Origin of the sequence: Streptomyces nigrescens (genome assembly GCF_027626975.1) — a bacterium.
GTDB classification, from domain to species: Bacteria; Actinomycetota; Actinomycetes; order Streptomycetales; family Streptomycetaceae; genus Streptomyces; species Streptomyces nigrescens.
On record NZ_CP114203.1, the window covers coordinates 2,969,209 to 2,983,639 of the forward strand.

Annotated in this window: 10 protein-coding genes; 1 reads left to right on the forward strand and 9 read right to left on the reverse strand. The window is 71.6% G+C overall.

Annotation, left to right across the window (positions count from 1 at the left end):
* Nucleotides 1–54: 54 nt before the first annotated feature.
* Complete coding sequence (locus tag STRNI_RS13370; RefSeq protein WP_018087209.1) at nucleotides 55–1,638, reverse strand: acyl-CoA carboxylase subunit beta; 1,584 nt, start codon at nucleotides 1,636–1,638, stop codon at nucleotides 55–57.
* Between the two features lie 216 nt (nucleotides 1,639–1,854).
* Nucleotides 1,855–4,302, reverse strand: coding sequence for a polysaccharide lyase 8 family protein (locus STRNI_RS13375; protein ID WP_277411314.1), 2,448 nt, complete (start codon nucleotides 4,300–4,302; stop codon nucleotides 1,855–1,857).
* Nucleotides 4,303–4,543: 241 nt separating this feature from the next.
* Here STRNI_RS13375 and STRNI_RS13380 point away from each other — a divergent pair, with 241 nt between their 5' ends.
* Nucleotides 4,544–5,182: a YceI family protein gene (locus STRNI_RS13380; protein ID WP_148587769.1), complete on the forward strand. Its 639-nt coding sequence runs from the start codon at nucleotides 4,544–4,546 to the stop codon at nucleotides 5,180–5,182.
* Nucleotides 5,183–5,266: 84 nt separating this feature from the next.
* On the opposite strand, the gene cimA is transcribed toward STRNI_RS13380, so the two are convergent.
* From cimA to ureA, 7 genes are all read right to left on the reverse strand, one after another.
* Entirely contained in the window at nucleotides 5,267–6,907 is a 1,641-nt protein-coding gene (gene cimA / locus STRNI_RS13385) for a citramalate synthase (RefSeq protein WP_277411315.1), read from the reverse strand.
* A 281-nt stretch (nucleotides 6,908–7,188) separates the two neighbouring features.
* Entirely contained in the window at nucleotides 7,189–8,592 is a 1,404-nt protein-coding gene (locus tag STRNI_RS13390; protein WP_277411316.1) for a S28 family serine protease, read from the reverse strand.
* Between the two features lie 99 nt (nucleotides 8,593–8,691).
* Nucleotides 8,692–10,023 carry an MFS transporter gene (locus STRNI_RS13395; RefSeq protein ID WP_018087214.1) on the reverse strand — a complete coding sequence of 444 codons (1,332 nt, stop codon included), beginning with the start codon at nucleotides 10,021–10,023 and terminating at the stop codon, nucleotides 8,692–8,694.
* 126 nt (nucleotides 10,024–10,149) lie between these two features.
* Complete coding sequence (locus tag STRNI_RS13400; RefSeq protein WP_018087215.1) at nucleotides 10,150–10,767, reverse strand: TetR/AcrR family transcriptional regulator; 618 nt, start codon at nucleotides 10,765–10,767, stop codon at nucleotides 10,150–10,152.
* 36 nt (nucleotides 10,768–10,803) lie between these two features.
* The gene (locus STRNI_RS13405; protein WP_018087216.1) at nucleotides 10,804–11,844 is read right to left on the reverse strand and encodes an agmatine deiminase family protein; all 1,041 of its coding nucleotides are present in this window, start codon (nucleotides 11,842–11,844) and stop codon (nucleotides 10,804–10,806) included.
* An 81-nt stretch (nucleotides 11,845–11,925) separates the two neighbouring features.
* Entirely contained in the window at nucleotides 11,926–13,620 is a 1,695-nt protein-coding gene (locus tag STRNI_RS13410; RefSeq protein WP_018087217.1) for an urease subunit alpha, read from the reverse strand.
* Nucleotides 13,617–14,321, reverse strand: a complete 705-nt coding sequence (gene ureA, locus STRNI_RS13415) for an urease subunit gamma (RefSeq protein ID WP_274738303.1) — start codon at nucleotides 14,319–14,321, stop codon at nucleotides 13,617–13,619. Before ureA ends, STRNI_RS13410 begins: the two co-directional genes overlap by 4 nt.
* Nucleotides 14,322–14,431: the final 110 nt, after the last annotated feature.

Below are 14,431 nucleotides of genomic sequence, written 5' to 3' on the forward strand. Positions count from 1 at the left end.
TGTCTTCTCCGTCGTCGCGGTGGGCGTGGTGCCGGGTGCGGGTGCGGGGCGTGGCTACTGGGGCGGGTTGCCGTGCTTGCGCGCGGGCAGGTCCGCGTGCTTGGTGCGCAGCATCTCCAGGGCGCGGATGAGGGTGTGGCGGGTTTCCGCCGGGTCGATGACGTCGTCGACCAGACCGCGCTCGGCCGCGTAATAGGGGTGCATCAGCTCGGACTTGTACTCCTTGACCATGCGCACCCGCATGGCCTCGGAGTCGTCCGCCTCGGCGATCTGCTTGCGGAAGATGACGTTGGCGGCGCCCTCGGCCCCCATCACCGCGATCTCGTTCGTCGGCCAGGCATAGGTGAGATCCGCACCGATGGACTGCGAGTCCATGACGATGTAGGCGCCGCCGTAGGCCTTGCGCAGGACGAGGGAGATCCGCGGGACGGTCGCGTTGCAGTAGGCGTAGAGCAGCTTGGCGCCGTGCCGGATGATGCCGCCGTGCTCCTGGTCGACGCCGGGCAGGAAGCCGGGGACGTCCAGCAGGGTGACGATCGGGATGTTGAAGGCGTCGCACATCTGGACGAAGCGGGCGGACTTCTCGGACGCCTCGATGTCCAGCACACCGGCCAGCGACTGCGGCTGGTTGGCGATGATGCCCACCACGCGGCCGTCGAGCCGGGACAGCGCGCAGATGATGTTGGTCGCCCAGCGCTCGTGGACCTCCAGGTACTCGCCGTCGTCGACGATCTCCTCGATGACCTTGCGCATGTCGTACGGGCGGTTGCCGTCGGCCGGGACCAGGTCCAGCAGCGCGTCACCGGAGCGGTCGGCGGGGTCCTCGCAGGGCACCGTCGGCGGGTTCTCCCGGTTGTTCGCCGGCAGCAGCGAGAGGAGGTAGCGGACCTCTTCCAGGCAGGTGGCCTCGTCGTCGTACGCGAAGTGGGCCACGCCCGAGGTCTCGGCGTGCACATCGGCGCCGCCCAGGCCGTTCTGGGTGATCTCCTCGCCGGTCACCGCGCGCACCACGTCGGGGCCGGTGATGAACATCTGCGAGGTCTCGCGGACCATGAAGACGAAGTCGGTCAGGGCCGGGGAGTAGGCGGCACCGCCGGCGCAGGGGCCGAGCATGACGGAGATCTGCGGGATGACACCCGAGGCCTTGGTGTTGCGCTGGAAGATGCCGCCGTAGCCGGCGAGCGCGGAGACACCCTCCTGGATACGGGCACCGGCGCCGTCGTTCAGCGACACCAGCGGCGCACCGGCCTGGATGGCCATGTCCATGATCTTGTGGATCTTGGTGGCGTGGGCCTCGCCCAGCGCACCGCCGAAGATCCGGAAGTCGTGCGCGTAGGTGAAGACGGTCCGGCCGTGGACGGTGCCCCAGCCGGTGATCACGCCGTCGGTGTAGGGCTTCTTCGCCTCCAGGCCGAAGCCCGTCGCCCGGTGCCGCCGCAGCGGCTCGACCTCGTTGAACGAACCCTCGTCCAGCAGCAGCTCGATCCGCTCGCGGGCCGTCAGCTTGCCCTTGGCACGCTGCGCTTCGGTGGCACGCTCGCTGGGGCCTCGCCGAACCTGCTCACGGATGGCGTGCAGTTCGGCGACGCGCCCGCGGGCGTCGTTGGCGCCGGCGGGCACATCTTCGACAGTGGTCATGTATCGACGGTACGTGGGCGAGGCGCCGCACACCGATGTCGGTTTCGTACAACGTCGCATGCGATTTGGTGGGCAGGCAGCACAGAACCGTGCTGTACGCGCCCTGCGTCCCGGCCTCCGTTCGGGTGGCGGAGCCGTTCGGCATCTGTATGGGCCCCACAAACAGCGACGGCGCGATGTTGTCGTGACCGGCTGGTCGGGCGGGCCGGTTTCCGGTCACCGCAACCGCACGGTGCAGGTGTGGGTGGCGCAGCTCGTACCGGGGGTCAGGCGCAGTCGCAGGGCCCGCCCGGTGTCCAGTACCTCGATCGCCGGGTCGTGGGTGAGCACCGCGCGCACCGGCCGTGACCAGGTGATCTCCAGGGTATCGCCGGAGCGGTCGGGGGCGGCGAGGCACAGCCGGGCCGTGCGGCCGCGGCCCGCCGGCCGCCCGCCCGGCCGCTCCCGGACCAGCACGCTCGCCGGGCCGCTGCTGGTGAGCGGCCCCGCGCCGCCCGCCCGCCAGAAGTTGGCGGCCGTTACGCCGAGCGGGTCGACGGCGATCGCCTGCCGGCCCGCGTCGTTGGCGAGCACGGTCAGCCAGCGCCGGTCGGCGGCGCGGGCGGCGAGGGTGCGGGCGGTGGCGCCCGGCATGAGGAGGTAGGCGTAGCCGGCGTCGGTGGGGTCGGTGCCGTGGTCGTGCCAGAGGGTGAGATAGCGGCGGGTGAAGGGCTGCGGGGAGGAGGTGCTGTTGATGTCGTGCCAGGAGCCGGTGCGGGCCTCGCGCAGCGCCTTGAGGGGGGCGCCGCCGGGGGATCCGAGGAAGACCCAGCCGCCGTGTCCGGCGAGGTGGGCCCAGTGGGCGCGGCGGAAGGCGGTGGTCTCGCCGAGTGTGCCGGGCTGCGGTACGCCGTCGACGGTGAGCGCCGCGGTGCCGGACTCGCCCAGGCAGCGGTTGTCGACGACGGTCTCGGCGGGCACCCCGTCGCGGGCGGTGATGCCGGCGCCCAGGCAGATGACACAGTCCGCGAGCGCGAACCAGGACTTCCGGGCGGTGAGGGTCGAGGCCAGACCGCGCAGGTCCTGTCCGAGGGCGGCGAATTCCCCATCGGTGGTGCCGCCGACCCAGCGCGCGGCGGGTTTGGGCTCGCCCCAGCCGCCGCCCTCGTTGTCGGCCAGCCGCTTGGTGGAGACGGTGGTGCCGGGGAGCCGGTAGGGGTCGACGGTGGGCCAGAAGGCATCCGTGTACTGGTCGCCCCCGAAATCCGCGCCCCACCAGGAGAGCATGCCGGCGCCGGTGTGCCAGCCGCGCGGGTTCTCGCCGTTGCCGTTCTCGTAGTACGCGATGCGGTCGGAGGCCATGGCCAGACCGGCGGCCCAGCCGGGGCGGCGGTGCACGGCGCGGTCCATGGCGGGGAACAGCCGGTGGCCGACGGGTTCGGGGGCGGGGGCCGCGGAGCTCGCGGCGATCGTGTGGAGCCGGGCGAGGTCGGCGACGGTGTACTGCCGGTCGGTGAGCACCGGCAGCGTACGGTCGCGGGCGATCCAGCCCTTGATCATGGCGTGCCAGCGGTCCCGCTCGGCGCTGCTCGCGCTCCGGGCGAGCAGCCCGACGGCGGCGATCAGCGCATGGCCGTGGTAGTGGTCGCTGCGCAGCACATGCCGTTCGTCGCTGCGCAGGTAGCCGCGGCTGATGGCGCGGCCGTTGACGAGGTCCATCATCAGGCCGTTGTGGAGCAGCGGGGCCCAGGCCCGCTCGACGCTGTCGAAGATGATCTGCCGGGCCGGGTCGGTGATCTGCCAGGACGAGCCGCCGAGCAGGGTGAACAGCCGGCCGAGGCCGTCCAGCAGGACATAGCCGTAGGTACCGGAGTAGGCCACCCAGGTGTGCTGGATGAAGGAGCCGTCGGCGTAGAGGCCGTCGCCCTTGGTGACGTACGGGAAGACCGGTGAGAGGGCGTCACGGGCCAGGGCGATCTTGCCGGGGGCGCGGCCGAGGACGCCGCGCAGCGCGACCACCCGGCACAGGTCGACGCGGTTGGCGCCGGTGCTGGTCCCGGTGTAGTCGCCGAGCAGGGTGTCGGGCACGAAGTGGTCGACGGCGGCCAGACAGCGGCCGCGCAGTGCGTCGCCGAGGCCGCCGGGCAGCCGCTCGTCGAGGAGCGCGACGGTGTCGAGCAGGAGTCTGGGGCTGCCGATCTGCCACTCCCACCAGTTTCCGTAACGGGTGGTGGCGGTGTTGTAGACGGTGGCTTCGAGGTGGCCGAGGCCGGTGACGAGGGTTTCGGCGAGGCCGGGGTCGCCGGTGCGGCCGGTGCCGGGCTGGGCATGGGCCTGGGCCATGGTGTGCAGCCGGCTGTAGCTCTGGGTGATGCCGGACGGCGGGTCGTAGCGGCAGTCGGGCCAGAGGGAGCCGGCCTCCGGGCGCATGCTCGCCTGGAAGGTGCTCGCGAGGGCGCCGGTCTCCTGGAGGGCGGCGGCGTAGGGCGGGGCGGTGGGGTCGAAGCCGGTGCCGAGGGCGAGCTCGCACCAGCGGCGGCGGAGGGTGGCGAACTCGTCGTCAGCCGGTGCGGCCGTCCCGGGGGTGGCGTGTGCGGGGCCGGCGGCGAGGCCGAGCGCACCCGCGGTGGAGGCGGCGAGAAACCCTCTGCGTGACCAGACGGGCAGGGCGGGGACTGGTGGCACGGTCGGTCCTCTCCACGGCGTCAACTGGGCGGTGGCGCTGCGCACTTGGGAGTTCCCGATGGTCTAGCACGGGCCGCTGCCGAGCGGCAATGACCGCGCCGGACCACCGGCCGCCACCCGTCCGGCCGAGCCCAGCCGAGGAGAGAGGTTGAATGTTGAACCAGATGAGGTTACGGTGAATCTCGTTGAAGCTTAAACAAAACGTCGCGCACACCGAGTGCACCGTCTTTGAGGAGGAGCCATGGCTCTGTTCAATCGCAAGCGCACCGCCGACACCGCCGGCAACACTGCCCCCGCCGCCACCGCTGCCGTCCTCGACGCGGACCCCGCGCTCGCGGCGCTGACCGGCGACTACACCATCGACCCGGCCCACAGCAGCATCGGCTTCACCGTCCGGCACGCCATGGTCACCAACGTCCGCGGCGCCTTCGGCACGTACGAGGGCGCGCTCCGCCTCGACGGCGCCGACCCGTCCCGCTCCACCGCGTCCCTCGACGTCACGATCGCGAGCATCGACACCGGGATCGCGGACCGCGACAACCATCTGCGCAGCGCCGACTTCTTCGACGCCGAGTCCTTCCCGCTGATGACCTTCCGCAGCACCGCCGCCGAGCGCGTGGACGGTGACCGCTACCGCATCACCGGCGACCTCACCCTCCGGGACGTCACCAAGCCGCTCACCATCGACCTGGAGTTCCACGGCTCGGCCACCGATGTCTACGGCGCCGAGCGGGTCGGCTTCGAGGGCAGCGCCGAGATCCTGCGCTCCGACTGGGGCCTGACCTGGAACGCCGCGCTGGAGACCGGCGGCGTCATGGTCAGCGACAAGGTCAAGCTCCTCTTCGACATCTCGGCCGTCAAGGCGGCCCCGCAGGCCTGAACGGCTCCGCCACATGACCGCGGCCCCGTACGGCCCCTCCCCCGAGGGCCGTGCGGGGCCGCGGTCACACCGTCGCGGGCGTGGTCACTCCTGCGGCTCGACCCCGGCCCGCAGCAGCCCGTACGCATAGGCGTCGTCCAGGGCCTGCCAGGACGCGGCGATGACGTTCTCCGCGACCCCGACCGTGGACCATTCGCCCCGGCCGTCGCTGGTGGAGACCAGGACCCGGGTGATCGAGCCGGTGCCCAGGGCGCCCTCCAGGATGCGGACCTTGTAGTCGACCAGCTCCATGTGCGCCAGCTGCGGATAGATCCGCTCCAGCCCCACCCGCAGCGCCCGGTCCAGCGCGTTGACCGGGCCGTTGCCCTCGGCGGTGGCGACGATCCGCTCCCCCTTGGCCCACAGCTTCACGGTCGCCTCGTTGGCGTGCGTACCGTCCGGGCGGTCCTCGACGATCGCCCGCCAGGACTCCACCGTGAAGTAGCTGCGCGGCCGGCCGCCCTCCGCCCGCTGCAGCTCGGCGCGGAGCAGCAGTTCGAAGGACGCGTCGGCGGCCTCGTACGTGTAGCCCGCCAGCTCACGCTCCTTGACCCGCTCGACGACCCGGCCGACCAGCTCGCGGTCGCCGCTGAGATCGATGCCCAGCTCCTTGCCCTTGAGCTCGATGGACGCCCGGCCGGCCATGTCGGAGACCAGCATCCGCATGGTGTTGCCGACCAGCGCCGGATCGATGTGCTGGTAGAGATCCGGGTCGATCTTGATGGCGGAGGCGTGCAGTCCGGCCTTGTGGGCGAAGGCGGAAACCCCCACATAGGGCTGGTGGGTGGAGGGCGTGAGATTGACGACCTCGGCGATGGCGTGCGAGATCCGGGTGGTCTCGGCGAGCTTGCCCTCGGGCAGCACCTGGCGCCCGTACTTGAGCTCCAGGGCGGCGACGACCGGGAAGAGGTTGGAGTTGCCGACCCGCTCGCCGTAACCGTTGGCGGTGCACTGGACATGGGTGGCGCCCGCGTCCACCGCGGCCAGGGTGTTGGCGACGGCGCAGCCGGTGTCGTCCTGGGCGTGGATGCCCAGCCGCGCGCCGGTGTCCGCGAGGACGGTCCGTACGACGGCGGTGACCTGCGCCGGGAGCATCCCGCCGTTGGTGTCGCAGAGCACCACGACATCGGCGCCTGCCTCGCTCGCGGTGCGGACGACCTGCTTGGCGTAGACCGCGTCCAGGGCGTAGCCGTCGAAGAAGTGCTCACAGTCGAGGAAGACCCGGCGGCCCTGTGCCCGCAGATACGCGACGGTGTCCCGCACCATCGCGAGGTTCTCCTCGGGGGTGGTGCGCAGCGCCAGTTCCACATGCCCGAGATGGGACTTGGCGACCAGCGTGATGACCGGGGCCTGGGACTCCAGCAGCGCGGCGACCTGCGGATCGTCCTCGACGCGGACGCCGGCCTTGCGGGTGGCGCCGAACGCGACCAGCTGGGCGTGCCGGAAGTCGATCTCCTCGCGGGCGCGCTGGAAGAACTCGGTGTCCCGCGGGTTGGCGCCGGGCCAGCCGCCCTCGATGAAGCCGACGCCGAATTCGTCGAGGTGCCGGGCGATGGTCAGCTTGTCGGCGACCGTGAGGTTGATGCCCTCGCGCTGTGCACCGTCGCGGAGCGTGGTGTCGAAGACGTGGAAGTCGTCGGACACCGCGCCGGCGGGCCGGGGGGAGGGTTCGTGTGCGTCCGTCATGCTGGTCTGGCTCCTGTCGGGATCTCGGTCTACCGGAATAACCGGTTCCACCGTCCCTCCATGATCCCTCGCGCTCCGCCTCCGGTGGGTGTGGGCCGGAAACGAAAAAACCTCTCGCGGGTGCGAGAGGTCTGCGCGCGGGTCTGGGACGACGGTGGCCACGCCGTACTCGGTTCGTACGGGGCGGTCACTGCGGACCGGCGCGCCTGCTGCCAATAATCATGGCGAACGAGAGCACGGTCCGCAGTGTGCCACACCCCCGGGCCGGACACGCGGAAGTCTCACGATGCGGGCGGACTGTCCACGGCGGCCCAGCGACGGAGCGCGGCGGTGGCCCGTGCGCGGTCCCGGGACGCCAGCTTGTCGATGCTCGCGAGGTGGTTGGTGTGCGGGGCCAGGTAGACGTGCGCGTCGCGGCTGCCCTTGCCGGTACGGAAGGGCTCGGCCCGGGTGGGATCGTTCTCGCCGTACACGAAGAGCAGCTCACTGCCGTGCCGGCGCACCCAGCGGTCGATGTCGGGCATGGCGTCCGGCTGGAACCGCAGCGGAATGCTGCGCGGCACGTAGGTGCGCATCTCCTGGAGTCCGGGGTGGCGCAGCATTCCGGCCAGGTGCGGGGAGGCGAGCGAGACGAAGCCGAGCTGGGTGCCCAACTGGTAGTAGGACGCGGTGACGGGGGCCAGGTGGCGGTCGGCGTAGGCCGGGAGACGGGTCACGCCTTCGAACCAGGTGTACAGCGCGTCGCCGGCGGCGGAGGGCCGGGGGATGCGGCCGCAGTCCTCCACCTCGTCCTTCTGCATCCAGAAGTGCAGGGGCAGCTGCAGCGCGGCGAGTTCCAGTACCCGGTCGGCGCTGCCCATGGTGCGGAACGTGTAGCCCTGGCCTGCGGCCCAGCGGGTGAGGCGGCCCGCCATCTCCGCCCGCCGGGTGCCCAGCATCGCGCGCTGCACCGCCGTGAGCGCGCTCCGGCAGGCGGGGTTGCCCACCCGCCGCAGGAAGCGGTCCTCGGCGGTGTCGTCCCGGTCGTCGGTGTTGTCGGGTGCCGAGTACGCGACGGAGCCGGCCACGTCGTGCGGGTGGAAGCGCCGGTGGTAGACGGTGGCCATACCGCCCTTGCTGCCGCCGGTGGAGATCCATGCGGCGCGGTAGACCTTCTTGAGGGCCCGGATCAGCCGGTGGTGATCGCCCGCCGCCTGCCGGATGTCGAGTTTCGACCAGTCGGTGGGGCGGGGGCGGGACGTGCCGAAGTACCGCTGCTCGACGCTGATCTGGTTGCCGTCCACGATCCGGGTCGGCTCGGCCCGGAACCCGGGGTCCTGGTAGGTGAGGTCGTAGCCGTTGGTGTACAGCACCATCGGCCGGGCGGTGGACCGGTGGAGCAGCGACAGCCGCTGCTCGAAGCTGCCCCTGCCGGGGTGCCGGTGGTCGACGGGCTGGCGGTAGACCAGCGCGAAGGAGCGGTAGCCGGCCGGGGCGGGGTTCTCCTTGATCACCCGCATCCCGGGTACGGCCGCGAGCCTGGCACGGAGGTCGTCGGCGGCCGGGCGGGACGCGGCCGGGGACGCCGTGGCCGGGTGCGCCCCGGCGGGCCGGGCGGCCGCCACGGGCGGCGCCGCGACGCCTGAGGCCAACAGCCCCGTCAGCAGCAGCGGCAGCGGCAGAAGTGAACGCCTGGTGTTCTTCATGCCGTCCAGCCAAGCCGCCCGGCGCCGGACACGGATCCCCCGAGAACGGCAAACGGCCTCCCCCGGGCAGGGGAGGCCGTTTCGGCCGGGACAGAATCCTCAGTCGGCGACGGGTGCCCCCACCCGCCCCCGGTCGGTTCCCGCGGCCTCGTCCTGCTTGCCGACCCGGTGCAGATCGATGGACCGGGTCTCGCGCATCGTGACGTAGACGATCAGCGAGACCGCGGCGCAGCCGGCGACGTACCAGTAGTAGCCGGACTCGATACCGCCCTCCTTGAACCACAGGGCGACATACTCCGCGGTGCCGCCGAACAGCGCGTTGGCGATGGCGTACGGCAGGGCCACCCCCAGCGCGCGGATGCCGGTCGGGAACAGCTCGGCCTTCACACAGGCGTTGATCGAGGTGTAGCCGGTGACGACGACCAGGGCGAGCAGCGAGAGCCCGAGGGCCGGCCAGAAGCTGCCGGCGTGCTTGAGCAGCGTCATGATCGGCACGGTCAGGAACGTCGAGCCGACCGCGAAGGTGATCAGCAGCGGACGGCGGCCGATCCGGTCGGACAGCTTTCCGGCGAGCGGCTGGATGCACATGAAGATGAACAGGGCGCAGAAGCTGACCAGGGAGGCGGTCGGCTTGGGCAGTCCGGCGCTGCCCGAGAGGTACTTGGTGAGATAGGTCGTGTACGTGTAGTACGCGACCGTGCCGCCCATGGTGAGCGCGATGACCAGGAACGCCTCGCGCTTGTGGGCCAGCAGCGCCTTGAGGGTGCCGCGTGCCGGGTCGGCGTTGGCGCTGTCGTCCGCGGCGTACACCTCGGTCTCCAGCATGTTGCGGCGCAGGTAGAAGACGATCGCGGCGCCCAGCGCACCGATGATGAACGGGATCCGCCAGGCCCAGCTGTGCAGCGCGTCCTCGGACAGGGTGCGCTGCAGCACGATCTGCAGGCCGAGGCCGAGCAGCTGCCCGGCGGTCATCGACACGTACTGGAAGCTGGAGGCGAAGCCGCGGCGGCCGGGTGCGGAGGCCTCGGTGAGGTAGGTGGCGCTGGCCGCGTACTCGCCGCCGACCGACAGCCCCTGCAGCATCCGCGCGATGAGCAGCACGGCCACGCCGCCGTAACCCGCCACCCCGTAGGTGGGCGCGACGGCGATCAGGACCGCCGAGGCGGACATCAGCGTGACGGTCAGCGTGAGCGCGGCCTTGCGGCCCCTGCGGTCCCCGACCCGGCCGAGCACCCAGCCGCCCACCGGGCGCATGAAGAAGCCCACGGCGAAGATCCCCATGGTGTTCATGAGGTTGGCGGTGTCATTCCCCTTCGGGAAGAACGAATCCGCGAAATAGACCGCAAAGCTCGCATACACGAACCAGTCGAACCACTCGACCATGTTGCCGGCCGAGCCGACCCAGATCTTCTTCCATTGCTCTCGTCCCATAGCCGGTTACGGTCGCGGACCCGGAGGCCCTGGGCAAGAGCGCGGGCGGCAACGATCGTGGGTACTTACGTGCGTTGTGGTCATGGGGCGGGCGCGACCCCGGCCCGACGGGGGGCCGTGCCGGGGTCAGCTCTCCCGGGCGGACAGTGACTCGTCCAGGAATTCCCGTATGTGGCCGCGCACTTCTTCCCGTTCCGTGCCGGGGAGGCCGACGACGAGCTGGGAGCCGAAGCCGTCGAGCAGGGCGCGGGTGCGGGTGGCGAAGCGTTCGGCGTCGACGGGGCGGAACTCACCCTTCGAGATGCCCTCGACGAGCAGGGCCACCAGGTCGCGGTGCCAGGCCAGTTCGAGTTCCAGCTGGCGTTCGCGGGTCTCGTCGTCGGCGTTCTGGGAGCGGTTCCACACCTCCAGCCACAGCGTCCAGCGCGGGTCGCGGTGGCCTTCGGGGAGGTAGAGGTCGACGAGGGCGTCCAGCCGTTCGCGGGCCGGGACGCGGCGGGAGAGGGCGGCCCGGCGCTCGGCGCCGAGCTGCTCCTCGCTCCACTGGAGGGTCTGCAGCAGCAGCTCGTCCTTCGTACCGAAGTAGTAGAGGATGTGGCCGCTGCTCATGCCGACCTCGCGGCCCAGTCCGGCCATGGTCAGCCGGTCCAGGCCCTCCGCGGCGATGGTCGCCATCGCCGCGGCCAGGACCTGCTCGCGGGGCTGGTTGAGCCGGCGCCGGGGACGGCGCGCGGGACCGGGCACGGGGACCTCCGGGGTCGGCTGGGGCAGGTCTGCGGATCAGACCTTCGGCTGCTGCTGGGTGATGCAGTGGATACCGCCACCCGCTGCGAAGATCGTACGGGCGTCCACGAGGGTCACCGTCCGGTCGGGGAAGAGCCGCCGGAAGATCGCGGCCGCCTCCTCGTCGCGCGGGTCGTCGAAGCCGCACAGCACCACGCCATCGTTGCAGAGGTAGTGGTTGATGTAGGAGTAGTCGACCAGCTCACCGTCCTCCTCGATGACGGTCGGGGCGGGCACCTCGATGACCTCCAGCTGCCGGCCCCTGGCGTCGGTGGAGCCGCGCAGCAGCTTGGCGATCTCGGAGCAGATCGCATGGTCGGGGTGGTCCGGGTCGGGCTGGGTGTGGACGAGCACGGTGCCGGGGCGGGCGAAGGCGGCGACGATGTCGACATGGCCGCGGGTGCCGAACTGCCCGTAGTCGGCGGCCAGTCCGCGCGGCAGCCAGATCGCCTTGGTGGTGCCGAGGTGGGCGTGGATCTCGGCCTCCACCTCCTCCTGGGTACGGCCGGGGTTGCGGCCCGGGTCGAGCTGGACGGTCTCGGTGAGCAGGACGGTGCCCTCGCCGTCGATGTGGATGCCGCCGCCCTCGTTGACCAGCGGGGTCGCGTAACGGCGGGCGCCGGCCAGTGCGCAGACCTGCTCGGCGATCTTCTCGTCGAGGTCCCAGCGGGCCCACTCCTGGGCGCCCCAGCCGTTGAACACCCAGTCGGCGGCGGCGAGTTGTCCCGTGCCGTCGGTGAGGAAGGTGGGGCCGATATCGCGCATCCAGGCGTCGTTGAGCGGGCGTTCGACGATCTCGATGTCCGCACCGAGCAGCGCGCGGGCGCCTTCCGACTGGCCCGTTCCGGCGACGACGGTGACCGGCTCGAAGCGGCGGACCGCACGGGCGACGGCCGCCCAGGCGCGGCGGGCCCCGGCCAGCGTCTCGCCGCCCTCCTCGCCGAAGGTGAAGCTCGGGCCGGGCCAGGCCATCCAGGTGCGCTCGTGCCGGGCCCACTCCGGGGGCATACGGAAGCCGTCGGCGACAGGGGTGTTCATGCGGAGGTCCTCAGGTCTGTGTCGGTGTGACAGGCGGGGTGTTCACGAGGTCGGCCACGGGGGCCGTTCCACAGGGCGTGGTCACAGGAAATAGAGCCGGGACAGCGACACGGTGTCGGCCGGTTCCGAGCGCATCGGATCACCGTCGAGGGTGACCAGCCCGCTGTTCCCGTCGACCTGGACCTGCCCGACCCGGGAGTTGTGGACGAGGTTGCCGGGGCCGATGCCACGGGTGCCGCGGACGGCGACCCGGCGCCGGCGGGTGGGCATACCGTCACCGCCCTGTTCGGCCGCGGCACGCGCGACGAAGGCGACGGAGATCTCGGCGGGGGTCGCGCCGTACGCCCCGAACTGCGGGCCGAGCACGAGCGGTTCGCAGGTGTCGGTGGCGGCGTTCGGGTCGCCGGTGACGCCGTAGGCGGGGAATCCGGACTTCAGCACCAACTGCGGTTTGGCGCCGAAGAACTGCGGCTTCCACAGCACGATGTCGGCCATCTTGCCGACCTCGATCGACCCGATCTCGTGCGAGAGGCCGTGGGCGATGGCGGGGTTGATGGTGAGCTTGGCGACGTAGCGCAGCACCCGGGCGTTGTCGTCGTGGGCGCCGTCGCCCTGCATCGGGCCGAGTTCGGCCTTCATCTTGCCCGCCATCGCGAAGGTGCGGCGGACGGTCTCGCCCGCGCGGCCCATGCCCTGGGCGTCGGAGGAGGTGATGCCGATCGCCCCGAGGTCGTGCAGCACGTCCTCGGCGCCCATCGTGCCGGCCCGGATGCGGTCGCGGGCCATGGCGGCGTCACCGGGCAGATCGGTCTTCAGGTCGTGGACGGAGACGATCATGCCGTAGTGCTCGGCGACCGCGTCCCGCCCGAAGGGGAGGGTGGGGTTGGTGGAGGAGCCGATGACGTTGGGGACCCCGGCCATCTTGAGGACGTTGGGGACATGACCGCCGCCGCAGCCCTCGATGTGGAAGGCGTGGATGGTCCGGCCGTCCAGGACGCGCAGGGTGTCCTCGACGGTGAGGCACTCGTTGAGGCCGTCGCTGTGCAGCGCGACCTGGACGTCGTGGTCCTCGGCGACCCGCAGCGCGGTGTCCAGGGCGCGGGCATGGGCGCCCATGTCCTCGTGCACCTTGAAGCCGCAGGCGCCGCCCTCGGCGAGCGCCTCGACGAGCGGGGCGTCGCCCGAGGAGGAACCGCGGCCGAGGAAGCCGATGTTGACCGGCCAGGCGTCGAAGGCACTGAAGGCGTGCCCCAGCGCCCAGGGGGAGTTGACGCCGACGCCCCAGACCGGCCCGAATTCCTGGCCGATGATGGTGGTCACGCCGGAGGCCAGCGAGGCCTCCATGACACGCGGCGAGAGCAGATGGACATGGGTGTCGACGGCGCCCGCGGTGGCGATCATGCCCTCGCCGGAGACGATCGACGTACCCGTGCCGACGACGACATCGACACCGTCGAGCGTGTCGGGGTTGCCGGCCCGCCCTATGGCGTGGATGCGGCCCTCGCGGATGCCGATGGACACCTTGCGGATGCCCTGGACCGCGTCGATGACCAGGACGTTGCTGATCACCACGTCGCAGGTCTCGCGGACCGCGGCGGCCTTGAGGAGCAGCCCGTCGCGGGCGGTCTTGCCGAAGCCGGCGAGGAACTCGTCACCGGGCTTCTGGGCGTCGGACTCGACCCGGACGACCAGGCCCGAGTCACCGAGGACGACCCGGTCACCGGCCCGCGGGCCGTGCACCGACGCGTACTCGTGGGGGTCGATGCTGCCCGTCATGCCTTCTCCTCCGCTCCCAGGTAGCCGCAGGCGGCGGCCCGCCGCAGCGCTTCCGTCCTGGCCCCCGGCGCATCCAGCGGGCCGTCGACGAGACCGGCGAAGCCGATCGCGATCCGGTCGCCGCCGATCGGGACCAGACCGACCTCCGAGGCACCGCCGGGGTCGAACCGCACCGACGAGCCGGCCGGGACGCACAGCCGCATGCCGTACGCGGCGCCGCGGTCGAAGTCCAGCCGCGGGTTGGCCTCGAAGAAGTGGAAGTGCGAGGTGACGCTGATGGGCACCGTCGCGGTGTTGCGCACCGTCAGCACCACCGCGGGCGCGGGCTCCGGGTCGGCCGGGCCGGGGAGCACCGCGCCGGGCGCGGGGGTCTGCTCGCTCCGCCCGGCCGACGGGCCGGCGCCGATCGGGTCGCTGACCACCGCGAGCCGGGAGCCGTCGTCGAAGACGGCCTCCACATGCACCTCGGTGACCACGTCGGCCACGCCCGGCAGCACATCGTCCGGGCCGAGCACACCGCGTGCCGCCTCGATGGCCTGAGCGAGGCGGCGCCCGTCCCGCGCCGCCTCGCAGACTGTGTCCGCGATCAACGCGGTCGCCTCGGGCACATTCAGCTTCAGTCCGCGGGCCCGGCGCGTCCGCGCCAGCTCGGCCGCGCCGAACAGCAGCAGCCGGTCGCGTTCCGTCGGGGTCAACCGCATCCCGCCACACCTCCAGCTCGATTTGAGCATCACTCTAACCATGAAAATCGCCAAGAGGAAAGCATTGACCGATGGCCTAGGCATGAGTCACATTGAGCGCTGCTCTAAAT

What these genes read in the sequence shown, in the direction of transcription:
- STRNI_RS13370 (WP_018087209.1), bottom strand. Translation starts at nt 1,638, where the DNA reads ATGACCACTGTCGAAGATGTGCCCGCCGGCGCCAACGACGCCCGCGGG.
- STRNI_RS13380 (WP_148587769.1), top strand. Translation starts at nt 4,544, where the DNA reads ATGGCTCTGTTCAATCGCAAGCGCACCGCCGACACCGCCGGCAACACT.
- ureA (WP_274738303.1), bottom strand. Translation starts at nt 14,321, where the DNA reads ATGCGGTTGACCCCGACGGAACGCGACCGGCTGCTGCTGTTCGGCGCG.
- STRNI_RS13405 (WP_018087216.1), bottom strand. Translation starts at nt 11,844, where the DNA reads ATGAACACCCCTGTCGCCGACGGCTTCCGTATGCCCCCGGAGTGGGCC.
- STRNI_RS13395 (WP_018087214.1), bottom strand. Translation starts at nt 10,023, where the DNA reads ATGGGACGAGAGCAATGGAAGAAGATCTGGGTCGGCTCGGCCGGCAAC.
- STRNI_RS13410 (WP_018087217.1), bottom strand. Translation starts at nt 13,620, where the DNA reads ATGACGGGCAGCATCGACCCCCACGAGTACGCGTCGGTGCACGGCCCG.
- STRNI_RS13390 (WP_277411316.1), bottom strand. Translation starts at nt 8,592, where the DNA reads ATGAAGAACACCAGGCGTTCACTTCTGCCGCTGCCGCTGCTGCTGACG.
- cimA (WP_277411315.1), bottom strand. Translation starts at nt 6,907, where the DNA reads ATGACGGACGCACACGAACCCTCCCCCCGGCCCGCCGGCGCGGTGTCC.